Origin of the sequence: Streptomyces sp. NBC_01465 (assembly GCF_036227325.1) — a bacterium.
In the GTDB taxonomy this organism is placed as follows: Bacteria; Actinomycetota; Actinomycetes; order Streptomycetales; family Streptomycetaceae; genus Streptomyces.
In genome coordinates this window covers 373,638-397,828 of record NZ_CP109467.1, presented here as the reverse complement: position 1 = coordinate 397,828, position 24,191 = coordinate 373,638, and the positions used below count along the sequence as shown (strand labels likewise).

Below are 24,191 nucleotides of genomic sequence, written 5' to 3'. Positions count from 1 at the left end.
GTGCCGTGCACAGGGGTTTCTCATCCTCCCATGCCGATTCCCCGGCTGCCCCACTGGTTGCCGCGCCGATGTGTGATCCGGGATTCTTGGTCCCTGCCCCCGAGGAGAGCGAGCCGCAGACGTGTCCACACCATCGCTGGAGCTGCTCGTCCACGGCGTCGGAGGAGCCACACCCCAGGAGATGCTCGGAGACCCGCGTACCGTCCGCGTCACGGGCGACGAGACCGCCGCCGTCTACCGGCGCAGCGCGGACACAGGGACCGAGTCCGGCGGACCGGTCCAGGAGGCGTACGTCTGGTCCAACCTGACCTCCGGCAACGGCGCCCGCGCACTCTGGCTCCTCCTGCTCCCCTTCATGGTCGTCAACCTCGCGCACTGGATGCGGCCCCCCACCAGGGGCCTGTCCAGGACGGTCCGCGTGTACGGGGTCCTGGTGCGCCTGGTCGCACTCAGCCTCACCGTGCTCCTCGTCGCCGCCGCGTGCGAGGTCGCGCTCGATCTGACCGCCTGGCAGTGCGCGGGCGCCGCAGCCTGCACCCGCTCCAAGTCCTGGCTCGGCTTCCTCTCCCCGCAGCACGGCGGCTGGTGGGCGCAGCCGGGCCGCCGCCTCGCGCTGGCCGCCGTGGTCCCCGCGGCGCTCACCGCGTTCCTCTGGTACCTCTCCAACCGCACCTGGAGCGCGTACGAGTCACAGCAGCCGCTGACCGGCGCCGACGACGAAGAGGACCCCGAACCGACCGCCAGGCCCGCCCTCTCCACCCCCGGATTCTGGTACGGCCGCAGGCTGGTGGCCCGGCTGCGCGCCGCGCACACGGCCGCCGGATTCCTGACCGTGGCCGCCGCGCTGACCACTGCCGCGGTCGGCTTCGACCGCCGCTCGTCGGCCACTCTCCTCGAGGCGATCGGCTGGCTCCTGGAGGCAACGCTCATGGTGGCGGCCGGAGTTGTGGTCTGGGTGGTCTGCCGCAGAGGACGCACCGAGAGCCGGCTCGACGAGGAACTCGACCGGGCCGTCGTGACCCTGCTGCCCGGTTCGGCCCTGGTCCTGCTCGTCCTCTCGGCGCTGTACGCGGCCTGGTCCCGCCCCGGCTGGACCTCCCACGGCTCGCTGCCGGGCGACCGTACCTTCGGCGTCATCACCCTCGGACAGGGCGTCCTGGTGGTGGCCCTCGCCGTGGTCGCGACCCTCCTCTTCCGCCGGGCGCCCCAGGCCCGCACCGCCCTCCGGGGCTTCGGCGGCCCTGCCGTCGCGATGCTCGCCTGCGCCCTGGGCGGAGTGATGTCCGGCGGCGTCGCCCAGCGCGTGGCCGACTGGCTGGACGGCCGCGGCACCCCCGGCATGGGCTCCTCCATCGCCGGGCCGCCGGTGCTGCTCAGCTGGCAGGCCTCGGTGATCCCGCTGCTCCTCGTCCTGCTGCTGGTCCCCGCCGCCTTCCTCGCCGTACGCACCATGCACCGCACCCGGGTGGCCGGGCGCCGGGTCATGGACGACTACCCCCGCGAGAAGCCCGACACCGTCCGTACGCGCAAGATCGCGGGCGCCCGCTCGCGAGCCAAGCTCACCGACGCCGCACCGGCCCTGCTCGGCATCATGGCGACCGCCACCCTGCTCCTCGGCGCCGGGGCGCTCGTCGGTGCCTGGGCGAGCGACCAGGTCCCCGGCAAGGCGGCCGTCGGTGCACCCGAGGTCGTGGAGTCCGCCGCCGAGACCGCGCAGGCGCTGGGATCATGGCTGGTGGGTCTGGGCTTCGTCCTCTTCGTGACCTGGGGCAGGCGGGCCTACCGCGACGCATCGGCCCGGCGGACCATCGGCATCCTCTGGGACGTCGGCACCTTCTGGCCGCGCGCCGCGCACCCCTTCGCGCCCCCGTGCTACGCCGAGCGGGCCGTCCCCGACCTGACCTGGCGGATGTTCACCTGGACCGACCGAACCGGCGGACGCCTCGTCATCTCCGGGCACTCCCAGGGCAGCGTGCTCTCGGCGGCCGCGGTCTGGCAGCTGCCCGCCCGCACCCGGCGCAGGGTCGCGCTGCTGACGTACGGCTGCCCGCTGGAGCGGCTCTACGGGCGGTGGTTCCCCGCGTACTTCGGCCCCGCCTGTCTGCACAACCTCCAGGAGGAGCTGCACTGCTGGCGCAACCTGTGGCGCTCCACCGACCCGATCGGCGGCCCGGTACGCGTCGAGGGCGGAGTGGACGAAGGGCCGCTGCTCGACCCGGTCGCGTACGGGCGCACCCGCGAACACCCGCTGCCCGCACCGATCCTGGCCCACTCGGACTACCAGGCCGACCCGGTCTTTGCCCGCGAGCGCACCGGGCTGCTGAACGAGCTCGAGTCGGCGTCGCTGCCGAAACAGGGCGTCAGGGAAGTTCCGGCAGGTCCTCGGGGTGGAGCAGGCTGAGGTCGTCGGTGGAGACCTCCGCCTGCTGGGCGACCCGGCCCGCGTGCCGCTCGACCATCGACTCGAAGGTCTGGCGGGCGGTGCGCCCGTTCCCGAAGGCGGGACCCTTGGGGAGCACGGTGAAGTACTTCAGGAGCGCCTCGCCCGTACCCTCCGCGAGGCGGTACTCGTGCTCCTCCGACTGCTGCTCCACGATCCGCAGCAGCTCGTCGGGCGCATAGTCGCTGAAGGTGATGGTCCGTGAGAAACGGGACGCCACACCGGGGTTGATGTTCAGGAAGCGTTCCATCTCGGCCGTGTAGCCCGCCACGATGACCACCACCGCCTCCCGGTGGTCCTCCATCAGCTTCACCAGCGTGTCGATGGCCTCCTTGCCGAAGTCGCGGCCGGAGTCCTCGGGGGAGAGGGCGTACGCCTCGTCGATGAAGAGCACCCCGCCGCGCGCCCGGTCGAAGGCCTCCTGCGTACGGATCGCGGTCGAGCCGATGTGCTCGCCGACCAGGTCCACGCGGGAGACCTCGACGAGATGCCCGCGCTCCAGGACTCCGAGCGAGGCCAGGATCTCTCCGTACAGCCGCGCGACCGTGGTCTTCCCGGTGCCGGGGGAGCCGGTGAAGACGAGATGGCGGCGGACCGATGCGGCCTTGAGCCCCGCCTCCTGGCGGCGGCGGCCGATCTCGATCATGTCGGTGAGGGCGCGCACCTCGCGCTTGACGCTCTCCAGGCCGACCAGCGCGTCGAGTTCACCCAGGACGGCCTTCGCCGGCCGCAGCGGGTCGGCGGCGGGCGCGGGGGCGGCAGCGGCGGGTTCCGCGGTGCGCTGGCCCGGGATCGAGCCGAGCAGTCCGGTGGTCTGTGTGGCGGTCAGGACGGGGGGCGTCTCCTGGGGCTCGGTCCGCACTCCGCTCTCGTCGCTGGTGCAGTCCTCGACCAGGGGGCCGTCCTCGGCGAACTCGTAACCGCCGCGCGCACAGCGCTCGGTCCGGCAGCGGGTCAGCGTCGTACGGCAGCCGTCCATGACGTGGAAGCCGTAGCCGCTGCTGCCCGTGACCCGGCAGTTGTGGAACGTGCCGCGGCCCTCCGCGGAGACGTAGAAGCCCGCCTCGGCGGGGGAGGTCACCGTGCACCGCTCTATCCGGGGGTCGGCGCCCTTGGTCACGATCACGCCGGTCTGCGCGGCGTCGATGGTGCAGCCGTTGAGCGTGCCGCCGCTGCCGTGGTCGCGGAACCAGGCGCCCGTGGCGGCCTCGCGGATACGGCAGTCGTCGAGCTGCGCGCTCGCGCCGTCGCTCACCGACACCGCGGTGTTGCGGATCTGTGAGAGGTCGCTGTCGACGACGTCGGCGCGCGATCCGCGGTCCAGGACGAAGATCGCGTCCGGTACGTCGTGGACGCGGCAGGAGTCGAGGACGGCGGTCGCGCCGTCGCTGACCCAGACCGCCGGATAGTCGCCCGTACTGTCGTGGATCTCGCACTGGTTGGCGTCCACCCGGGTGCCCGGGTCCCACACCGACAGGCCGTTGCGGCCGAAGCGGCGGACGGCGGAGCGGGTGAGGGTGAGGACCGAGCGGGACCGCAGATCGACCGCGTTCTCCGGGATGTCGTGGATGTCGCAGTCGGAGAGCGTGAGGATCGCATCGGTGTCGAGGGTGACACCGTCCGTCGAAGTGCGGTGCACCGTGCAGTCGGTGAGGTGGGCGGTGGCGCGGGCGGCGATCTGCACACCGGTGCCGCTGATCTCGTAGATCTCGCAGCCGACCGCCTCCAGGGCGGTGCCCTCGCCGGTGACGCTCAAGCCCGATCCCGTGGCGTGGTGGATCCGGCAGCGCTCCAGACGCGGGTGGGCGCCACCGCGCACCGAGACCCCGGACTGGCCGGCCGCGACGACCTCGCACTCCTCGAACACCCCGCCGGCGCCGTCCAGTACACCGATGCCCACGCCCGCGGGATTGTCGACCGTGCAGCGCCGGACGGTCGGCCTGGCCGACCCGCGCACCTCGATCCCGGACGCGGAACGGGTGACGACCCGCAGATCGTTCAACTCGGGGGTGCCGTCCTCGACCAGGAGCGCGGGGGCTGCCGAGTCCTGGCCCTCCAGGTGCAGATCGCTGACGACGGCGGAGGCGCGCACGGTCAGCGCGACACCGTCGACCGGTGCGATCCGCACCGAGCCGAGCGCGCCCTCGGGGCCGCGCAGCGTGACCGCGCGCTGCACGACGAGGTTCTCTCTGTACGTACCGGGAGCGATGGTGAGGACGTCGCCGTCACCGGCGGCCTCCAGGGCTGCGGCGAGGGAGGCGTATTCGCCTGTGCGGCGCCGCCACCGCGATGTGCCGGTGTAGGTCACCTGGACCGTGCCCTGAGCCATGGTGCTGCTCTGCCCCCACCTCGTACGTAACGCGTCCGTTCTGGCTGCTCCACCGTAGCGCGCGCGGAGCGGGGGAGTTGACCGCTCTCAGCTCCCCGTCCCCGTTCGCCCCCAGTCCGGACCGGCCTCGGCCCAGGCGCGGTCGAGACGGGCGTACCGACGGTGCACCAGTCGCCATACGATCAGTTGCTGGGCGCCGACGACGAGGCCGGCGGCAGCCCCGGCCGCCGCGATGCCCGCGAGCACGGCGTGGGCCCGGGCCGTCGTGGTGTCCAGGGGGCGGTTCACGACGGTGCCGTGGTCGTCCGTCCATATCGGGAGTTTGTCCCCGGGTTTGTTGTGCAGTTTGCCGGCGATCAGTACGCCGGTGTGCCGACTCCCGTCCGTGGCGGTCCAGTTGGCCAGGACACGGCTGCGGGTCGATCCGTCCGCCGATCCGTCCGGGTTCGCCGACACCGCAGGACCCGGCAGGGTCCGGACGACCAGGGCCGTCGTGGCATGGCGCTGCCGGTGCTGGTTCTGCACCGCACGCTCCAGTGTCCGGTCGGTCAGCGCTCCGCAGCACCAGCCCACGACCGGGACGCTGAGCACGATCAGCAGCACGGCCGCCAGTGCCACCCAGGCCTCGACGAGATCCGTACCGCGACGCAGAGGATTGCGCCGCCAGCGCCACACGCCACCAGCTGCTCGCACAGTCCCGCACCCCCTTCCGCGTCCGTTCAACGCGCCCGCCTCCCCGGCGAGTTCCCGCGGAGGGGGGTTCCTATTCGAGGATGTGCACCACATCACCCACGCGGAGGGTGCCGGTGGTCTCGGGCACGAGGTTCTGCCCGAACAGGAGATCGCTGCCGGCCCGGCGATGACGGGCGAGGCTGTGCAGAGGCTCCTTGCCCCGCTCCGCCGTCTCCTGGTCGGTGGTGGTCACCACGCAGCGGTCGCAGGGCTTGGCCACCCGGAAGGAGACCTCGCCGATCGCGATGCGGTACCAGTCGTCCTCGGCCCACGGCACGGTGCCCGACACGACGACATTGGGCCGGAACCGGTTCATCGGCAGCGGCCCCTCGCCGGCGTGTTCCCCCTGCGCCACCAGGGAGTTGAGGGCGTCGAGCGACGACTCCGTGGTGAGCAGCAGCGGATAGCCGTCGGCGAGACTGACGGTCTCCCCGGGCCGGGCGAAGGCCGGGTCCACCGGGCGCCGGTGTGCCGGATCGTCGAGATGTACGAGACGCACCTCGGCCCCGAGGTACGCGCTGAACCAGGCATGGGCCGCGTCGTCGGCGAGGACGACCTCGACCTTCTCGCGGAAGAGCGCGGCGGTCATGGTCCCCGACGGAGCGGGCACGGCGACCGTCAGCGGCTCGCGGCCCGGGGCCGACAGCCGCAGCGAACCGTCGGCGCCGCACTCGGCACCGGCCAACGCCAGGCGCGCGTGCTGGCGTTGGGTGACCACCTTCCCCCCGGTGTCCACCAGCATCCACCTGCGGTCCCCGGCAAGACCCCAGGGCTCGACGACGGCCGAGCCCTGCGCGCACCCCCTGAGCGACTTGACCGGATGGACGTGGAGTGAGGACAGAACAGCATGAACCGCATGAGACATACGGCCATCCTGCCAGCCCGGTCGGACGTCAGTCCGACCGGTCAGTACCCCCGGCCTCCCTGGTAGGGGCGGTTGTACGGGTCCTCGTACGGCGCGGGCGCGGGACGCGGCGCCGCCGGGCGCATCGCCTCGTAACCGCTGCCGGCCGGGGGTCGCTGCATCTGGGCCTGTGGCCCCGGGTAGCCGCGGGGGCCGGCGGCCTGTTGCGGGATGTACGGAGCCGGGGCGTACCCCTGCGCGGGCACCGGCTGGGCCATCGGCTGCTGGTAGCCGTACGACGGATTGTGCTGGGCGGAGGGACCGGCCGGCAGCGCCGGCAGGGCGGACGGAAGGGCCGGCAGGTAGCTGTTGCCGGTGTCGTACGCGGAAGGCACTCGGATCGGGGCGATCTGAGGCGTGCCCCGCTCTGCGACGAGGGAATCGTAGATCGGAGTGTCCGGGAAGGACGGCGCGGAGTAGTAACCGCCGCCGTAGGTGGCGCGGGGGGAGGTCATGGCACATAAGTAAAGCCGACGATGTGCTGGATGGGGAGCCCGATAAGAGGGTTGTTTTGCGCGTTGTGTGTGACTGGGCATCCCCAATCCGAGCGAACGTGGGAAAAACGGTCGTCGCCCGGCGTTCGGATCGTGTAAAGGCCAGCTCGTAAGGGGGTTACCCGCGGGTCCGTACATGATCTTGCAGTGCCGTCCATGGGCTTCGCATGCCGTCACGGATTAGGTTGGGCGCACAGAAAACTTCGGCACCCGGACGCACGATGGGGGCGAGCATGACAATGCTTAAGGGAACCAATGTTCCGGTGTCGGCTCAGGCCGTTCGTATCGAATTGGGCTGGCGTTCGGGCCCGGGCGTGCCGGACGTCGATGCCTCGGCTCTGCTGCTGGCGTCCGGGAAAGTCCGCTCCGACGCCGACTTCGTCTTTTACAACCAGCCCGCCCATGCCTCCGGCGCCGTGCGCCACGAGGGCAAGAAGCCCGCAGGGGACGGCGTGAGCGACACCCTCGCCGTTGATCTCGCCCGCGTGGAGCCCTCCATCGAGCGCATCGTGCTGGCCGCCTCGGCCGACGGCGGCAGCTTCGGACAGGTCCCCGGTCTGTACATCCGGGTGCTCGACGCGGGCAGTGGCGCGGAGCTCGCACGCTTCGACAGTCAGGACGCTTCTGTAGAGACGGCCTTTCTGCTCGGCGAGCTCTACCGGCGTCAGGGAGCGTGGAAATTCCGCGCCGTGGGTCAGGGCTACAGCAGTGGACTCGCCGGTCTGGCAACGGACTTCGGGATCAGCGTGGACGAACCCCAGCCGCAGGCGCAGCCCCCGCAGCCCGTCCAGGCGCCCCCGCCCCCGCCCGCACCCCCGGCCGCCGCCCCCGCACCCGTACGGCTGTCCAAGGTCACCCTCACGAAGGAGGCGCCCACCGTCTCCCTCGCCAAACAGGGCGGCACCTCGGGCGCGATGAGGGTCAACCTCAACTGGCAGGTGCGCAAACAGTTCAAGGGCTGGGGCGCCAAACTGGGCCGGGCCGTCGCCCAGCACGCCGACCTCGACCTCGACCTCTGTGCGCTGTACGAACTGACCGACGGCCGCAAGGGCGTGGTCCAGGCCCTCGGCAATGCCTTCGGGGCGGTCAACCAGCCGCCGTACATCCAACTCGACGGCGACGACCGCACCGGAGCCGTGGACACCGGCGAGAACCTCACCATCAACCTCGACCACAAGGACAAGCTCCGCCGCGTCATCATCTTCGTGACGATCTACGAGGGCGCCCGCAGCTTCGCCGACCTCCACGCGACCGTCACCCTCCAGCCGCAGCACGGCGCGGCCATCGACTTCTCGCTGGACGAATGCACCGTGCCGTCCACGGTCTGCGCCCTGGCGCTCATCACCAACAACGGGGGAGACCTCGTCGTGCAGCGCGAGGCCCGCTATCTGGTGCCCGACCGCGGAGTGAGCCCGCAGCGGACCATGGACCGCGCCTACGGCTGGGGCATGAACTGGACGCCCGGCAGGAAGTGACCCGGCCGCCTCAGCGGTCCGGCGCCGTCTCCGGGCGGGCGTACGTCCGCCCCTTCCAGGCGGCGCCGCGGCCGCGGTAGTGCTGCACCGCGGAGTCCACCGTCATCAGCAAGTAGAGGAACGCGGTGAACGGCAGCAGCGGCGCGAGCCAGAGCGACTGCCGGTAGTAGGCCAGCATGGGCAGATACGTGCCCACCATCACCAGCCAGGCGAGACCGCCCGCCCAGGCGGCGGGCACATCCCCGGTGAGCAGCCCGGCCAGCAGTGCGACCGGCGGCGCGAGGTAGACCACCGCGAGTCCGGCGACCGTACCGGCGAGCAGCAGCACACTGTGCCGCAACTGCGCGTAGGCGCTGCGCGAGACCATCCGCCACAGGTCACCGAGGCCCGGATACGGACGGACGCTGTCCACACGCTCGGCGAGCCCCAGCCAGATCCGCCCGCCACTGCCCTGCACCGCCCGGGCGAGCGAGACGTCGTCGATGACCGCCTGACGGATCGACTCCGGTACGCGTGCCCGCTCGGCGGCCTCGGTGCGCAGCAGCACACAGCCGCCGGCCGCGGCCGCCGTCCTGGCCCCGGCCCTGTTGATCCACCGGAACGGATAGAGCTGGGCGAAGAAGTAGACGAAGGCCGGGACGACGAGCCGCTCCCACAGGCTCGCCACCCGCAGCCGGGCCATCAGGGAGACCAGATCGAGGTCCTGCGACCGGGCTGCGGCCACCAACTCCCGCAGACTGTCCGGCTCATGGGCGATGTCGGCGTCCGTGAGAAGCAGATACTCGGGCTCGCTCTCCCGGGCGACGGAAATCCCGTACCGCAGCGCCCAGAGTTTCCCGGTCCAACCGGGCTCGGGCTCGCCCGGCGACACGACGGTCAGCGGCAGTCCGCCGTGCTGTTCGGCGAGTGAGCGCGCCAGCTCCCCCGTACCGTCCGAACTTCCGTCGTCGACCAGATGGATCCCGGCCTCCCCGGGATAGTCCTGGGCCAGCAGGGAGGGGAGGCTCAGCGGCAGCACCTCGGCCTCGTCCCTGGCGGGCACCACGATCGCGACACGGGGCCAGTGGGGCGGGTCCGTGCGCGCGGGCAGGCGCTGATCGGTGCGCCAGAAGAAACCCTGGCCAAGGAGCAGCCACAGCCAGGCGGCCAGCGATCCGACGGCGATCCATGCCATGACGCTCATCCGCCGAAGTCTGCCCCACGAAGCAGGGTTCGCAGGGGTGGTCGACTAAGGTGACCGGGTGAAGATCGCGCTCATGGACTCCGGGATCGGCCTGCTCGCGGCAGCTGCCGCGGTGCGCCGACTGCGACCGGACGCAGATCTGGTCCTCTCCTCAGACCCCGACGGAATGCCCTGGGGGCGTCATACCCCCGAGGGCGTGGCCGCCTGCGCGCTGGCCGTGGCCCGCGCGGCCGCCGCGCACCGCCCCGATGCGCTGATCGTCGCCTGCAACACGGCCTCCGTACACGCACTGGCGACCCTCCGCGCCGAGCTGGAGCCGCAGATTCCGGTCATCGGTACGGTGCCCGCGATCAAGCCGGCCGCGGCCGGCGGCGGACCCGTCGCCATCTGGGCCACCCCCGCCACCACCGGCAGCCCCTACCAGCGGGGACTGATCCGCGACTTCGCCGCGGGCGTCGACGTCACCGAAGTGCCCTGTCCCGGCCTGGCGGACGCGGTACAGCAGGCGGACGAGGCTGCGATCGACCGTGCCGTCGCCGCCGCGGCCGCGCTCACCCCGGCCGGTGTAAGGACCGTCGTCCTGGGCTGCACCCATTACGAGCTCGTCGCCGAGCGGATCCGTACAGCTGTACAGCAGCCCGGCGCCGCCCCGGTCGTCCTGCATGGATCCGCGGAGGCGGTGGCGGCTCAGGCGCTGCGCCGGATCGGTTCCGGGCCCTCCCCGGCAGCCGCGCCGAGCACCGGGCTGACCGTCCTACTCAGCGGTCGTCACGCCGCCCTGCCCGATGCCGCGCTCGCCTATGTGGAAGGCCGCCTGCTCGAGGCGATGAGTCCCGCACACTGACCGCGGAAGGCGCCGCAGAACCACTGCCGCGGCGCCTGAACGTGAGTACCCTGCTTCGTATGAGGGATCAGAGCGACCCCACCCAGAACGCAGCTCCCGAAACGGCAGTCTGGACCGGCCGTGCGACCAATCGCGGTCAGTGGCTGCTCGCCGCAGCAGGTGCGGCCTGCATGGCTCTCGGTGTCGAGCTCGCGGTCGACTCCGAGTGGACCTCGGGACTCGCCCCGCTGCTGATGTCCGTGATCGGCTGTGTGGCCGCCGGACTGCTCATGCTCTACGGCACCCTCGCCTTCGTCCATGTGGCGGTGAAGGTCGACCGCGACGTCCTCGAAGTGCGCTGCGGCCACATCGGGCTGCCGCGCCGCCGCATCCCCCTCGACCACGTGGTGGACGCCGAGTTCGCGCCCCGCGTCACCCCGCGCCAGTGGGGCGGCTGGGGATACCGCTGGCGTCCCGAGAAGGGCACGGCCGTGGTCGTACGCCGTGGTGAGGGCCTGGTCCTGACGCTGGGCGACGGGCGCAGCTTCACGGTCACCGTGGACGATGCCGAGGCGGCCGTACGGGTCATCCGCGACCGGCTGCTTCTAGTGGCCGGTGGGAAGCCGGCCAAGGCCTGACCCGGTCTCCGCGGCATCCTCCCCGCCAGGACCGGCGCTCTCGCCCTGCGGGCGGGCCGTGGCCAGCCCGGCCAGCAGTCCGGCGCCCGCGGTCACCGGTGTGAAGCTCAGTGCGTTGCCGACGCTCGCCAGAGCGGCCAGCGCGGTGAGCGCCGCACCCGCCGTGAGGACCACCGGTGTGGACCGGGGCGAGCGCCAGAGCCCGTACAGGATCCAGCCGAAGGCGGCCGCGAGAAGGCAGACACCGACGACGCCCTCCTCGGCGGCCTGCTGCAGCGCCGCCGAGTGCGGTTTGCTGTCGGGGTCCAGCGACCGCTGGGCGGTCGTGCTCAGCTCGCCGAAGCGGTCGGGGCCCACGCCCAGCGCGGGATGCTCCTTGGCCAGCCCGATCGCGTCCTGCCACAGCAGCACCCGGTTCTGCGTGAGCTGGTCCTCGAGCGAAACGGCGAGACCGTCGGGAAGCGCGTGCTCGGCCACCGCCCACGACCCGCCCACCACAAGACCCGTGGCCAGAATCAGCCCCGCGAGGCCCGCGGCCCTGCTGCGCATCCGGGCTGCCGCGAGCGAGCACAGCAGGACGCCGAGTGCGGCCACGCACCCGGGAACGGAATCGAGGAGGAGCGCGGCCACCGCAAGAGCCGCCGCGAAGAGCCGCAGCACCAGCCTGAGCACCGGCGGCCGCGCGGCCCAGGCGGCCGAGCAGGCCGCGCCCGTCGCCAGGACCAGCAGGGCGGCCGTCGCACCGGTGTGGCCCACTGCATGGGCCGACGTCGCCCCGGGAACACCGTGGCGCGAGCCGACGGCCAGCCCCAGCGCGGCGAGCGCCGCGGCCACGGCGGCGGCCACCGGGAGCAGGGTTCCGCAGATACGGCCCCAGGCGTAGCCCGCGGCGAGGGCGAGCACGGCCAGCAGGACACCCTCGGGCCGCGCCTCGCGGCCCGCCGCGGTGACCAGCGCCCAGACGGCGCAGCCGCTCAGTACGAGCACCCCGACGACATCGGGCGCACTGCCGCCGGCCCGAGCGGAAGTGTCGTCCGCCGATGCGGCCATCCCGTCGACCCCCCGATCTCTGACGGGTCCCTCCCGACGGCCGGATCCGGCCACTCTGCAGGGACTGGCGCACACGCTAACGGCAGTGGGGGCTGTTTGTGGACACCCTGCGCAGAATCGATGCTGCAACCGGTGGGGGACCGGAAGGCCGCAGGCCAGGACCGTCACCGTAGACTCCGCCGCGTGAGCACCACCATCGCCCCTGTCGAGGCCCCCGCCCCTCCGCCTGCGCCCGTCCCGCGCTACCGCAAGCTGGTGCGGCCCGCCCTGGCGGCAGCCTCAGGACTGCTGCTGTACGCAAGCTTCCCGCCGAGACCGCTGTGGTGGCTGGCTCCTTTCGCCTTCGCGCTGTTCGGCCTGGTCCTGCACGGCCGCCGGGCCAGGGCGGGTTTCGGCCTCGGCTATCTGATGGGCCTGGGGTTCCTCCTGCCGCTGCTGGTGTGGACGGGCGTCGAGGTCGGCCCCGGACCCTGGCTGGGGCTCGCGGCGATCGAGGCACTGTTCGTCGCCGCGGCAGGGGCCGGGATCGCGTACGTCTCGCGGCTGCCGCTCTCACCGCTCTGGGCCGCCGGTGTGTGGATCGCCGTCGAGGCGGCCCGCGCCCGGGTTCCGTTCGGCGGGTTCCCCTGGGGCAAGGTCGCCTTCGGGCAGCCCGAAGGGGTCTTCCTGCCGCTGGCCGCCGTGGGCGGCACCCCGGTGCTGGGCTTCGCCGTGGTCCTCTGCGGATTCGGGCTCGGCGAGCTCGTACGGCGGTCGTACGCGCAGCGCCGGGTGTGGGAGCGCGGTGTCGCGGGCGCCGCCCTGCTGGCCGCGGTACCTGTCGCGGCGGGGCTTGCCGCGCTGCCCCTCGTCGACGACGGGGCCGAGGACGGCACCACCACTGTCGCCCTCATCCAGGGCAACGTCCCGCGGATGGGGCTCGACTTCGCCTCCCAGCGCCGCGCGGTGCTCGACTACCACGTACGCGAGACGAAGAAGCTCGCCGCCGATGTGAAGGCGGGGCGTGCCGAGCAGCCGGACCTGGTGCTCTGGCCGGAGAACTCCTCCGACATCGACCCGTACGCCAACGCCGACGCGTACATGGCCATCGACGAGGCGGCCAAGGCGATAGGCGCGCCCATCTCGGTCGGCGCGGTCGTCAACGCGAAGAACGGCGACCTGCTCAACGAGCAGATCCTGTGGGACCCGACGAAGGGCCCCACGACCACGTACGACAAGCGGCAGCTGCAGCCCTTCGGCGAGTACATGCCCTACCGCTCCTTCTTCCGGATCTTCAGCTCCGACGTCGACCTGGTGCGCCAGGACTTCACGCCCGGCAAGAAGTCCGTGGTGTTCGACATGGCGGGGACGAAGATCGGCCCGGTCACCTGCTACGAGGCGGCCTTCGACTGGGCGGTGCGCGACCAGGTGAAGGCGGGCGCGCAGATCATCTCCGTACCGAGCAACAACGCGACGTTCGACCGCAGCGAGATGACGTACCAGCAGCTCGCCATGTCACGGGTGCGGGCCGTCGAGCACAGCCGGGCCGTGATGGTCCCGGTCACCACAGGGGTCACCGCCGTGATCCGGCCGGACGGCTCCGTCGCGCAGAAGACGAAGATGTTCACCGCCGACGCACTGGTCGCCGAGGTGCCCAAGCGCTCCTCGACCACCCCGGCCACCGAACTCGGCACCCTGCCCGAGTGGTTGCTGGTCGCTGTCGGGCTGGGCGGGATCGGATGGGCGGGCACGCGTACGTACAAGATCAGGAAGGCCCGCGGTTAGGGTCGTGACATGGCAACTCCCGATTTCATCCTCGACATCAGGGCCACCGCGGGCCACCAGCTGCTCCTTCTGCCGGGCGTGAGCGTCGTCGTCCTCGACGACGACGGACGCGTGCTGCTCGGCCGTCGCGCCGACACGGGCAAGTGGGCCATCATCGGCGGGATTCCGGAGCCGGGGGAGCAGCCGGCGACGACCGCGGTGCGCGAGGTCTTCGAGGAGACGGCCGTGCGGTGCGTACCGGAGCGGATCATTCTGGTGCAGGCGCTGAAGCCGATCACGTACCCCAACGGCGACCGCTGCCAGTTCATGGACACCAGCTTCCTGTGCCGCGCCGTGGGCGGGGAGGCACGCGTGAACGACGACGAGTCCCTCGAGGTGGGATGGTTCCCGGTCGACGCGCTGCCGGAGCTCGCCGACTTCGACCTGACGCGGATCAAGAGGGCGCTCAGCGACGAACCCACATGGTTCGACGCCACCGTCGCGGAGTGAAGTATGGGTCCGGGCCACATCGGTGCGGACCCTGACCGCTGCCTAGGGTGCGGAGCATGACCGCGCCCACCACACCCCGTCCCGCCGGCCCCGATCTCCACGGCCGCAGCGCACTCGTCACCGGAGCCGCGGGCGGCATCGGCAGCGCCTGTGCGCTGCGGCTCGCCGCCGCGGGTGCCGCGGTCCGGGCCACCGACCGTGACGCTGCCGGACTCGACGAGCTCGTCGCAGCGGCCCGGGGGCTGCCCGGGCCCGTCGAGGCCCACGTCCTGGACCTGACCGATCTCGACGCGGCGGAGCGTGCGGCTGCCGGAGCGGACATCCTCGTCAACAACGCGGGACTCCAACTGGTGCGCCCCATCGAGGAGTTCCCGCCCGACGTCTTCCACACCGTGCTCACCGTCATGCTGGAGGCGCCGTTCCGGCTCATCAGAGGGGCGCTGCCGCACATGTACGGGCAGGGCTGGGGGCGGATCGTCAACATCTCCTCGGTGCACGGGCTGCGGGCCTCCGCGTACAAATCGGCGTACGTCACGGCCAAGCACGGTCTCGAAGGGCTCTCCAAGACCGCCGCGCTCGAAGGCGCCCCGCACGGCGTCACGTCGAACTGCGTGAACCCCGGCTATGTGCGCACCCCGCTGGTCGAGCGGCAGATCGCGGACCAGGCGGCCGCCCACGGCATCGACGAGTCGAAGGTGCTCACCGAGGTGCTGCTCAAGGACTCCGCGGTCAAGCGCCTGATCGAACCGGAGGAGGTCGCCGAGGCCGTCGCGTACCTCTGCGGCCCCCATGCCTCCTTCGCCACCGGCACCTCGCTCACCCTCGACGGAGGCTGGACCGCGCACTAGGGCTGGCGCCGCCGACCGTACGACAGGTATCTCTGTGACCATGTCCCACGACCAACCGCCGCCCGGCTCCGCCGAGGCCCCTTACCTGGAGCTTCTCGCGCGCGGAGCCGCAACCGAGGCCTACGACCGGCCGGTGCTCCTCGCCCGCGCCGACGGCGCCTCTCCCGAGGTGCTCGCCGCCCTGGAGTCCGCCAAGCAGGTCGCGCTGCGGGTACGGGCCGAACTGGCGGAGCGGCGGCGGCGCGAGGCCGAACTCTCCGCGCTCTTCGAGACCGCCAACGACCTGGCAGGACTGCGCGACCTCGACGCCGTGCTCCGGGCCATCGTGCAGCGCGCCCGGTCGCTGCTGGGCACGGAGGTCGCGTATCTCTGCCTCAACGACCCGGCGGCCGGCGACACCTATATGCGTGTCACCGAGGGCTCGGTCTCGGCCCGCTTCCAGCAGTTGAGGCTCGGCATGGGCGAAGGGCTCGGCGGGCTCGTCGCCCAGACCGCCCGGCCGTACGTCACCGAGAGCTATTTCGACGACCCGCGCTTCGAGCACACCAGGAACATCGACTCGGCGGTACGCGACGAGGGCCTGGCCGCCATCCTCGGCGTGCCCCTCACCCTCGGCAGCCAGATCATCGGCGTCCTCTTCGCCGCCGACCGCAGGGCCCGGGTCTTCGCCCATGAACAGGTCGCGCTCCTCGGCTCGTTCGCGGCGCACGCCGCCGTGGCCATCGACACCGCCAACCTGCTCGCCGAGACCCGCACGGCACTGGCCGAACTCGAAAAGGCGAACGCGATCATCCGCGACCACAGCGGAGTCATCGAACGCGCCTCGGACGTCCACGACCGGCTCACCGAACTGGTGCTGCGCGGCGGCGGCGTCCATGACGTGGCGGGTGCGGTGGCCGAAGTCCTCGACGGGGACGTCGAGTTCATCGAGGGCGACTTCGGCCCCGCGGGCGCCGACGGCCACGCGGTACGCCGCGGGGAGGACTGGGTCGCCGCCGTCTCGGCAGGCGGAGAACAGCTCGGCGCACTGGTCCTGCGCGGCAGGCCCGGCCTCGACCCGGTCGACCTGCGCACCCTGGAACGGGCCGCACTCGTCACCTCCCTCCTGCTCCTCGCCCGCCGCTCGGCCGGCGAGGCGGAGCAGCGGGTGCGCGGGGAACTCCTCGACGACCTCCTCGACGCCCCGGACCGCGACCCGCGACTCCTGCGCGAACGCGCCGCCCGGCTGCGGGCCGACCTGGACGCGCCGCACGTGGTGCTGGCCGCGCGGATCGACGTACCGGAGGGGGCAGGATCCGCCGAGCGGGAGAGCGCGGACCGGCAACGGCTGTGGTCGGCGGCCTCGCATCTGGCGGCGACCCGGCACGGGCTGGCCGCAGCGCGCGACGGCGGCACCGTACTGCTGCTTCCGCTGGGTCCTGACGACAACCCGGCTGCTCTGGCCCGGAGTTGCGCGAAACACCTCGGCGGGGCACTCCACGAGCGCGTCACGGTCGGCGCCTCGGCGCCGGTGGCGGCGCCCGCCGACCGCACCGCCGCGGTGGGAGACGCCTATGCCGAGGCGCGCCGCTGCATCGAGGCGCTGCGGCTGCTCGGCAGGTCCGGCGACGGGGCGGCGGCACAGGACCTCGGCTTCCTCGGGCTGCTGCTCGCCGACACCGGGGACATCGACGGTTTCGTACGGCGCACGATCGGCGAGGTCGTGTCGTACGACGAGAGGCGCGGCACCGACCTGGTGCGCACCCTGGACGCGTACTTCGCGTGCGGAATGAGCCCGGCCCGTACGAAGGACACCCTGCACGTCCACGTCAACACGGTGGCCCAGCGGCTGGAGCGGATCGGCCGCCTGCTGGGCCCCGACTGGCAGGCGCCGTCGCGCGCACTGGAGATCCAACTCGCCCTGCGTCTGCACGGGTTGTCGTCCGCGATCGCGCGCTGAACGCGCGGAGGCGCCGCACGGACCGGATCCGTGCGGCGCCTCCGCGGTGCTTCAGGCGGTACGAGCGTCGACAGCGGCGGACGGTGCCGGCGCGCCCGCGCTCTCCTCGATGTTGTCCAGGTCCCGGGTGCGGGTCTCCTTGGCGCAGCCGATCGCGACCACGGTCAGGAGCGCCGCCGCGATCACGTACAGGGCGATCGGCGTGGAACTGTCGTAGTCGGCGAGCAGCGCGGTGGCGATGAGCGGTGCCGGCGCACCGGCCGCGACCGAGGAGAACTGCGCGCCGATCGACGCACCGGAGTACCGCATCCGGGTGGCGAACATCTCCGAGAAGAAGGCCGCCTGGGGTGCGTACATCGCACCGTGGAAGATCAGTCCGACGGTCACGGCGAGCAGCAGGCTCCCGAAACTCTTGGTGTCGATGAGCGCGAAGAACGGGAACATCCACGCCCCGACGCCGACCGCGCCGATCAGATAGACGGGCCTGCGGCCGATGCGGTCCGAGAGCGCGCCCCAGGCGGGGATCACCGCGAAGTGCACGGCGGAGGCGACGAGTACGGCGTTGAGCGCGGTCTGCTTGCTGAGGCCGGCGGAGGTCGTCGCGTACACGAGGATGAAGGCGGTGATGACGTAGTAGCTGATGTTCTCGGCCATGCGTGCGCCCATGGCGACGAGCACGTCGCGCCAGTGGTGACGCAGCACGGAGACGAGCGGCATCTTCTCCACCTCGCTGGTTGCCTTGCGGGCTTCGGCCCGTGCCAACGCGGCCTTGAACAAGGGGGATTCATCGACAGAGAGACGAATCCACAGGCCGACACCGACCAGTACACCGGAGAGCAGGAACGGTATGCGCCATCCCCACGAAGTGAACGCGGCGTCCGAAAGGAGCGCGGTGAGCGCCGAGAGGACACCGGTGGCGAGCAACTGCCCGGCAGGCGCCCCGGTCTGCGGCCACGAGGCCCAGAACCCTCGCCGCTCGGGAGCTCCGTGCTCGGACACCAGGAGTACGGCACCGCCCCATTCGCCGCCGAGCGCGAAGCCCTGGACGAGACGGAGGACGGTGAGCAGCACGGGTGCCGCGGCGCCGACGGTGGCGTGGGTGGGCAGCAGACCGATGGCGAAGGTCGCGGCGCCCATCATCAACAGGCTGACGACCAGCAGCTTCTTGCGGCCGAGCCGGTCGCCGTAATGACCGAAGACCAGGGCGCCGAGAGGGCGGGCGGCGAAACCGACGGCGTAGGTGAGGAAGGAGAGGAGGGTTCCGACGAGCGGGTCGGAGTCCGGGAAGAAGAGCTTGTTGAAGACCAGCGCGGCTGCGGAGCCGTACAGGAAGAAGTCGTACCACTCGATGGTGGTGCCGATCAGGCTGGCGGCGACGACTTTCTGCATGCTCCGGAGCGAGGTGGCGGGTTCCGTGGGTGCGGCCATGGTGGTCACTTCCGGGCGGGAGACAGGGGACGATTCCGGTCGCCATACCGTAGGAACGCACAGGTCATGGGCGTATGTGGCGGGACACCACAGTTCGGGCGCGAGGTGTGCGGGCGGCCGCTACAACTGCCTTGTCGGGGCTGTTGGGAGCCGGCGCGGCCTCAACTCCCCAGATTCTCCCCAGCGGTCACGCTGTCCCACGGCTCATTCCCGGACGGCCCGACTGATTGGCCGGCCCAGGACAGGACCTGCCAGGTGCCTTCAGCGCTTCGGTCGACGATCACGGCACCGGTGTTGTCCAACGTGCGTCTCTTGGCGTCTCGGGCAGAGAAATTGGCTGCACGGGCGGCAAGCCAGACCCGGATGGCCACACCGTGACTGACCATCACCACCGTCTCCCCGCCGCTCTGCACAGCCTCGTGGACCACGCCGTCGATCCGCTGCAGTACCTCCAGACCGCTCTCGCCGCCGGGTACGCGGGTGGTGGGATCGGTGGGCCAGCCGAAGACGAGGTCCAGGAATGCGTTGTGGGAGGCGTGGTCGCCGGCGCCTTCCCAGTGGCCGGCGGAGACCTCTCGTATCCCGTCGCGGATCAGTACCTGCAGTCCGCGGTCTTCAGCGAGCGGGGCCGCGGTCAGCTGCGTGCGTTGATGGGTGGAGGCGAAGAGGGCGTCGATCTTCTCGTCGGCGAGAGCGCTGACAAGCGCACTCGCTTGCTGCTGGCCGAGGTGGGTCAGCTCAGGACCGGGGAGGGTGGTGTGCATGGTGTACGCGACATTGGTCGGTGTCTGGCCGTGGCGGATCAGAATCAGGCGCATGGCGTCATGGTCGCGTCTCGCTCTCGATTCGGGCAGGGGGCCTCGGTTTTGTGACCGGCGATCGGGGAACTGATGGTGCTGCTCGACCGCGCCGAACTTCGGTGCTGCGGCATCGAGTTCGGCGACTGCCAGGTCGCTTGCTTCCGCGGCGAGCGTGGTGTGCCGCTCAGTTGCTGTCCATGCCGGCCTGGTGGTTGGCGCGCCGATCTACTGCACTCGTCGTGCGTGCGACGCTGCCGGCGGCCTCCTGTCGCACGGTCTCGGCGACGCTGGAAAGTGCAGCGGCGAGGTGGCGTCGCTGTGCAGCGGTGAGAGGGTCGAATACGAGTCGGCGCACCTGTGCGACGTGCCCTGGTGCGCTGTCGACCACCTTCTCCCGGCCGTTGTCGGTCAGCGTGGCCAGGGTGTAGCGACCGTCGCTCGGGTCCACTCGGCGAACGATCCACTCGCGCGCCTCGAAGCGGTCCATGAGCTTCGACAGCCGCGGGAGAGCGCTGTCGCAGTCTCGGGCCAGTTCGCTGAACCGCATGGTGGCCTCATGCGCCATCGACAACCGGGCGAGCACGCTGTACTCGAAGTTCGAGATGCCCGCGTCGCGCTGCAATTGCCGGTCCAGGGCCGCAGGCAACGCGATCACGACGGTGAGAAGGTCCTGCCAGAGTTCCTGCTGCTCGGTGTCGAGCCACGGTGACGGTTCTTCCATGTGACCCATCCTACTTGCCCAGGCAAGAGACATCTGTTGCCTGGGCAAGTCAATGCGGTCTACCTTATGAGTTGCCCAGGCAAGTCAAGCGTGGCCTCAAGGAGTCCCCTGTGATCAAGCTCAGCATCTTCCTGACCCGGCGGGCAGATCTCACCCACGAGGAGTTCGTGGAGTACTGGACCCAGAAGCACACCCCGCTGCTCTCGCGACTGCCCGCCGGAGAGGTCCCGGTCCGGCGCTACGTCCAACTCCTGCCCACCGACGACGAGATCCCCGGCATAAGCACCGCCGTCTACGACGGTGTCGCCGAGGTGTGGGTCGACGGCATCGCCGACGCGGCCCGCTGGTTCACCTCCGACACCTACACCACGACCGTTGCCGCGGACGAGGAGAACTTCCTCGACCGCTCCCGGACCCGCTTCCTCTACGCCACCGAGAGCGCGATCTTCGGCTGAGGGCCCGCTTGACCTGAGTAGACCTGTCTGTCTAATCTCTGATGCGACTAGACAGACAGGTCTACTCACTCATTGGACGGGAATGGTCATGACGAATCTCTCGGTCGTCCCGGCGTACAAACCGGCTCGCACCTCGGATGCGGCGCCCGTCGACGCCGCATCCGCTTCCGGACCCGGCTCCGCCGCTGTATCCACGCGGGGCCTGCGGTTGCCGCCGAACGTGGCACTGTACGTACTCGCCTCGATCACCATCTCGTTCCTGGCCGCCTCCAGTGCGCCGACCCCGCTCTACGCGGTCTACCAGGCCGAATGGGGCTTCGACCCGATCACCACCACCGTGGTCTTCGGCGTCTACGCGGTGGCCGTGCTGCTCGGGCTGCTCACCATGGGCAAGCTCTCCGACCACATCGGCCGACGGCCGGTGCTGCTGGCAGCGCTGGCGGCGCAGGCCGCCTCGATGGTCGTGTTCGCCACCGCCGGCGGCGTGTCGGGGCTGATGGTCGCCCGGATCGTGCAGGGGCTTTCGACCGGTGCCGCGCTGGTCGCGATCGGGGCGGGGATGATGGACATCGACCGGCCGCGCGGCACCATCACCAACGCGGTCGTCCCGGGCATCGGCACAGCGACCGGCGCACTGGTCTCCGGCCTTGTCGTCCAGTTCCTGCCCGCCCCCACGCATCTGGTCTACCTCGGACTGCTGGCGGTCTTCGTACTCCAGGCCGTCGCGGTGGCACTGATGAAGGAGACGGTGACCCGCAAGCCGGGGGCGCTGGCCAGCCTGGCGCCGGAGATCAAACTGCCGCGCGCCGCACGCCGCCCGATGCTGGTGGCCGCGCCGGTGCTGTTCGCCGTCTGGGCGCTGGCCGGTCTTTACGGGTCCCTCGGCCCGTCCCTCGCACGGCAGTTGACCGGCTCCGGGTCCGAAGTCCTCGGCGGGCTCAGCCTGTTCGTGCTCGCCGGAGTGGCCGCCGTCTCGGTACTGGTCCTGCGGAGAGCCGCGACCCGGACCGTGATACTCACCGGCATCCTCGCACTGATCGCCGGAGTGGCCCTCACCCTCGTCTCGATCCGCGACTCTTCTCCCACCGGCTTCTTCGTCGGCACCGCCATCGCGGGCGTCGGTTTCGGCAGCGGGTTCCAGGGCGGCATTCGTACGGTGATGCCGCTGGCCCGGCCGCACGAGAGTTCCGGGGTGCTGTCACTGCTCTTCGTCGTCTCCTACCTGGGCATGGGAGTGCCCGCCGTGATCGCCGGGTTCCTCGTCGTCCACGCGGGCGGACTGACCGCCACCGCACAGGAATACGGCGTCGCCGTGATCGTCCTCGCGGTGTTCGCGCTGCTCGGGCTGGCGCGCGGCGGCCGGGAATCGGCCGGGGCATAATGTAGACAGATCTGTCTGAAGGAGTGACCGTCATGGCGAGTGCCCAGAGTGCTGCGAAGTCGTCGGCGCGTGAGCGCCTGCTCGCCGCCGCGAACGAGCTGTTCTACGCCGAGGGCGTGCAGAGCGTCGGGATCGACCGGGTCATCGAGCACGCGGGCGTGGCCAAGGCGTCGCTGTACAACACCTTCGGCAACAAGGAGCAGCTGATCCGGGCGTACCTCGACACCCGGCACGCGGGGACCGCCGACCGGATCACCCGGGCCGTGGCGGAGCGCGACACGCCCCGCGAGCAGATGCTCGCGGTCTTCGAGTCCCAGGGACGGCAGTTCGACCGGCCCGACTTCCACGGCTGCGCCTTCATCCGCGCAGGCGCCGAGGCCGGCCCCGGCGGGCTGGTCCAGGAAGCAGCGGACACCTTCCGCGCCTGGATGCGCGAGCTCTTCACCCGCCTCGCCACCGAGGCCGGCGCCGCCGACCCCGAGGCGCTGGGCCACCAGCTCCAACTCCTTTACGACGGCGCCGGCATCTCCGCCCTGATGGACCACGACTCCACGGTGGCCGCGACCTCCCACGCGGCGGCAACCGCCCTGATCGCAGCGGCGACGGGCGTATCCGCCGAGGCATGAACGGCGCCCCGGCCGCCGCCCGCTGGGCAGGCGTCCGTCTGCTGGATTCCCGAGGCATCAACGGATCAGGAAGCCATGGGTGGAGCGAGGCAGCGGCTATGGGTGGGTTACGCGGAAGTTCGGGCCCTGGCCGCGACGCGCTCGCTCGACGGCGTCAAGGCGGGCGAAGGGCATCTCGCCCATCAGCAGCCGCCATTGGCCGAGGTCATGGACTGCCCACATGTCGTGCTCGGCCGGATCGAGGCGGATCCGGCGCAGTTGCTCGCTGCTCAGTCGGCCGCCGTCGAAAATGAACTCGACTTTGCCCAGGGGCGCGTGAGGGCCGGGGAAGAGGTAGTGCGTCAGCAGGAGGCTGGGCGCGCCCTGGCCGAGTTCGAGCCCTGTCTCCTCGGCTGCTTCGCGGCGCGCGGTTCCCAGAGGGTCCTCTTGGGTGTCGGTGTTCCCGCCGGGGAATTGCCACGGCCGCTTGCCGTACACCGAGCGCAGTTGCACAGGCCGGTCGTGCTCGTCGCGGACGTACAGAGAGCTGGCCACCGTGTGGTGGGGCACCGTCTGCGCGTACTGCGCAGGTGTCATCGGCATCGTGCGGCCGGGCCGGCCGGGGCGATGGTCGAATTCGAGGGCCAGCGGGCCGAGTGCTTCCTTGTCCGGCGGATAGATGCGGCGGAGGTTGACGAGCTGCTCCGCACGTGAGGCATCGGGATCGATACGGGCCGGATCTTCGGTGGCGAGCAGCTCTTCGAACGAGGCGTACGGGGTGATGCGCTTGACGACGATGTCCAGTTCCCGGCTGTCGTCCTGGTCATGGAAGACGAGGGTGCCCCCGACTTCGATGGTCGCCCTCTCGGGAGTGGCGACGCGCACCTCGATCACCTTGCGGCCCGACTCCACCTGGTCGTAGTAGCGCTGTTGCAGATGGGCATGGTGCTCGCGCGGTGTCGAGGGCACAGGGCCGGGGCCGCGCAGGATCACGAAGGACACGCCCTCGGCGTCGTGGCGTTCGGCGCTGGACCAGCCGGCTTGGAGCTGGGCAAGTTGGTCCTCGTCGAAGGCGATGCCGCGCCGCTCGGGCGAGGTGTCGGCGGCGAGCGAGGTGATGACGACCAGGGCGCCGCCGGGGCGAAGGCGTTGTCCGAGGGAATGCAGGGTCTGATCGCGGGCGGTGAGGAACGGGGCCACGAATCGGAGGGAGATCAGGTCGTAGCCGTCGGTGTGCAGGGGCGCCCAGTCGTCCTTCTCGATGTCGAGCCGTACCCAACGGACGGTCGGGCCGAATTGGGCGGCGGCCTTGGCGAGGGCGGTCGTTGACCAGTCGACGGCATCCACGGTGTAGCCGAGTGCGGACAGGTGGGCTGCGAGTTCGCCGAGTCCGCAGCCGACGTCCAGAGCCCGTCCCTCGACTGGTGCCGGTGCATGTGTTGCCAGCAATGAGCGTTCGCTGTCGCGGAGTTGGCGATAACGGTGGCCGTCGGCATAACCGCGGTCCCATTTCTCCTGAGTGGTGAACATGTGGGGGGGTACGTCCTTCCGGGAAACCGCGGGCTCAAGGAAGTTCGGGTGCCGGGTTGTATTCCCGGCATACGGACGTCCTGAGCATCTGGCAGCACGATGAGCCGGTGGACGGTAGCTCGGTGAGGACGGTGTTCGGGGGGTGTGCGGGGGTGGACTGACC

The 24,191-nt window shown here is 71.1% G+C and carries 21 protein-coding genes; 11 read left to right on the top strand and 10 right to left on the bottom strand.

The window, feature by feature from the left end:
• Positions 1 to 121 precede the first annotated feature (121 nt).
• The gene (locus OG707_RS01630) at positions 122 to 2,401 is read left to right on the top strand and encodes a hypothetical protein (RefSeq protein ID WP_443071254.1); all 2,280 of its coding nucleotides are present in this window, start codon (positions 122 to 124) and stop codon (positions 2,399 to 2,401) included.
• Here OG707_RS01630 and OG707_RS01625 read toward each other — a convergent pair.
• From OG707_RS01625 to OG707_RS01610, 4 genes are all read right to left on the bottom strand, one after another.
• Entirely contained in the window at positions 2,361 to 4,769 is a 2,409-nt protein-coding gene (locus tag OG707_RS01625) for a right-handed parallel beta-helix repeat-containing protein (protein WP_329113495.1), read from the bottom strand. The two genes, OG707_RS01630 and OG707_RS01625, sit on opposite strands and share 41 nt — an antisense overlap.
• An 87-nt stretch (positions 4,770 to 4,856) precedes the next feature.
• Positions 4,857 to 5,462, bottom strand: coding sequence for an Rv1733c family protein (locus tag OG707_RS01620; RefSeq protein WP_329113493.1), 606 nt, complete (start codon positions 5,460 to 5,462; stop codon positions 4,857 to 4,859).
• Between the two features lie 70 nt (positions 5,463 to 5,532).
• Complete coding sequence (locus OG707_RS01615) at positions 5,533 to 6,366, bottom strand: MOSC domain-containing protein (protein WP_329113491.1); 834 nt, start codon at positions 6,364 to 6,366, stop codon at positions 5,533 to 5,535.
• A gap of 41 nt (positions 6,367 to 6,407) precedes the next feature.
• On the bottom strand, positions 6,408 to 6,860 hold the full coding sequence (locus OG707_RS01610) for a DUF6643 family protein (protein WP_329113489.1): 453 nt from the start codon (positions 6,858 to 6,860) through the stop codon (positions 6,408 to 6,410).
• A 260-nt stretch (positions 6,861 to 7,120) separates the two neighbouring features.
• Between OG707_RS01610 and OG707_RS01605 the strand changes: the two genes are divergently transcribed.
• Entirely contained in the window at positions 7,121 to 8,374 is a 1,254-nt protein-coding gene (locus OG707_RS01605) for a TerD family protein (RefSeq protein WP_329113487.1), read from the top strand.
• A 10-nt stretch (positions 8,375 to 8,384) separates the two neighbouring features.
• Here OG707_RS01605 and OG707_RS01600 read toward each other — a convergent pair whose 3' ends face one another.
• Entirely contained in the window at positions 8,385 to 9,557 is a 1,173-nt protein-coding gene (locus OG707_RS01600) for a glycosyltransferase (protein WP_329113485.1), read from the bottom strand.
• A gap of 58 nt (positions 9,558 to 9,615) precedes the next feature.
• Here OG707_RS01600 and OG707_RS01595 point away from each other — a divergent pair, with 58 nt between their 5' ends.
• On the top strand, positions 9,616 to 10,401 hold the full coding sequence (locus tag OG707_RS01595; RefSeq protein ID WP_329113483.1) for a glutamate racemase: 786 nt from the start codon (positions 9,616 to 9,618) through the stop codon (positions 10,399 to 10,401).
• Positions 10,402 to 10,460: 59 nt separating this feature from the next.
• Entirely contained in the window at positions 10,461 to 11,018 is a 558-nt protein-coding gene (locus tag OG707_RS01590) for a hypothetical protein (protein WP_329113481.1), read from the top strand.
• Here the strand turns inward: OG707_RS01590 and OG707_RS01585 are convergent.
• Positions 10,986 to 12,068, bottom strand: coding sequence for an O-antigen ligase family protein (locus OG707_RS01585; RefSeq protein WP_329113479.1), 1,083 nt, complete (start codon positions 12,066 to 12,068; stop codon positions 10,986 to 10,988). The genes OG707_RS01590 and OG707_RS01585 overlap by 33 nt on opposite strands.
• Before the next feature lie 183 nt (positions 12,069 to 12,251).
• Between OG707_RS01585 and lnt the strand changes: the two genes are divergently transcribed.
• From lnt to OG707_RS01565, 4 genes are read left to right on the top strand one after another with little or no spacing between them, the layout of a single operon-like run.
• Entirely contained in the window at positions 12,252 to 13,832 is a 1,581-nt protein-coding gene (lnt, locus tag OG707_RS01580; RefSeq protein WP_443071253.1) for an apolipoprotein N-acyltransferase, read from the top strand.
• Positions 13,833 to 13,841: 9 nt separating this feature from the next.
• Entirely contained in the window at positions 13,842 to 14,321 is a 480-nt protein-coding gene (locus OG707_RS01575; protein ID WP_329113477.1) for an NUDIX hydrolase, read from the top strand.
• A 56-nt stretch (positions 14,322 to 14,377) separates the two neighbouring features.
• Positions 14,378 to 15,169, top strand: a complete 792-nt coding sequence (locus OG707_RS01570; protein ID WP_329113475.1) for a 3-hydroxybutyrate dehydrogenase — start codon at positions 14,378 to 14,380, stop codon at positions 15,167 to 15,169.
• 40 nt (positions 15,170 to 15,209) lie between these two features.
• Complete coding sequence (locus OG707_RS01565) at positions 15,210 to 17,108, top strand: helix-turn-helix domain-containing protein (RefSeq protein WP_329113473.1); 1,899 nt, start codon at positions 15,210 to 15,212, stop codon at positions 17,106 to 17,108.
• Between the two features lie 51 nt (positions 17,109 to 17,159).
• On the opposite strand, the gene OG707_RS01560 is transcribed toward OG707_RS01565, so the two are convergent.
• From OG707_RS01560 to OG707_RS01550, 3 genes are all read right to left on the bottom strand, one after another.
• Positions 17,160 to 18,536 carry an MFS transporter gene (locus OG707_RS01560; protein WP_329113470.1) on the bottom strand — a complete coding sequence of 459 codons (1,377 nt, stop codon included), beginning with the start codon at positions 18,534 to 18,536 and terminating at the stop codon, positions 17,160 to 17,162.
• A gap of 161 nt (positions 18,537 to 18,697) precedes the next feature.
• Positions 18,698 to 19,354 (bottom strand): histidine phosphatase family protein, encoded by a 657-nt coding sequence (locus OG707_RS01555; protein ID WP_329113469.1) that lies wholly within the window; start codon positions 19,352 to 19,354, stop codon positions 18,698 to 18,700.
• Positions 19,355 to 19,520: 166 nt separating this feature from the next.
• Positions 19,521 to 20,057, bottom strand: a complete 537-nt coding sequence (locus OG707_RS01550; RefSeq protein ID WP_329113466.1) for a MarR family winged helix-turn-helix transcriptional regulator — start codon at positions 20,055 to 20,057, stop codon at positions 19,521 to 19,523.
• Positions 20,058 to 20,167: 110 nt separating this feature from the next.
• On the opposite strand from OG707_RS01550, the gene OG707_RS01545 reads away from it, so the two are divergent.
• The 3 genes from OG707_RS01545 (at position 20,168) to OG707_RS01535 (ending at position 22,519) form a co-directional block, all read left to right on the top strand.
• Positions 20,168 to 20,512: an EthD domain-containing protein gene (locus OG707_RS01545; protein WP_329113464.1), complete on the top strand. Its 345-nt coding sequence runs from the start codon at positions 20,168 to 20,170 to the stop codon at positions 20,510 to 20,512.
• A gap of 88 nt (positions 20,513 to 20,600) precedes the next feature.
• Positions 20,601 to 21,893, top strand: a complete 1,293-nt coding sequence (locus OG707_RS01540) for an MFS transporter (RefSeq protein ID WP_329113462.1) — start codon at positions 20,601 to 20,603, stop codon at positions 21,891 to 21,893.
• 32 nt (positions 21,894 to 21,925) lie between these two features.
• Positions 21,926 to 22,519, top strand: coding sequence for a TetR/AcrR family transcriptional regulator (locus OG707_RS01535; RefSeq protein WP_329113460.1), 594 nt, complete (start codon positions 21,926 to 21,928; stop codon positions 22,517 to 22,519).
• A gap of 96 nt (positions 22,520 to 22,615) precedes the next feature.
• On the opposite strand, the gene OG707_RS01530 is transcribed toward OG707_RS01535, so the two are convergent.
• Complete coding sequence (locus OG707_RS01530; RefSeq protein WP_329113458.1) at positions 22,616 to 24,028, bottom strand: methyltransferase domain-containing protein; 1,413 nt, start codon at positions 24,026 to 24,028, stop codon at positions 22,616 to 22,618.
• Positions 24,029 to 24,191 lie beyond the last annotated feature (163 nt).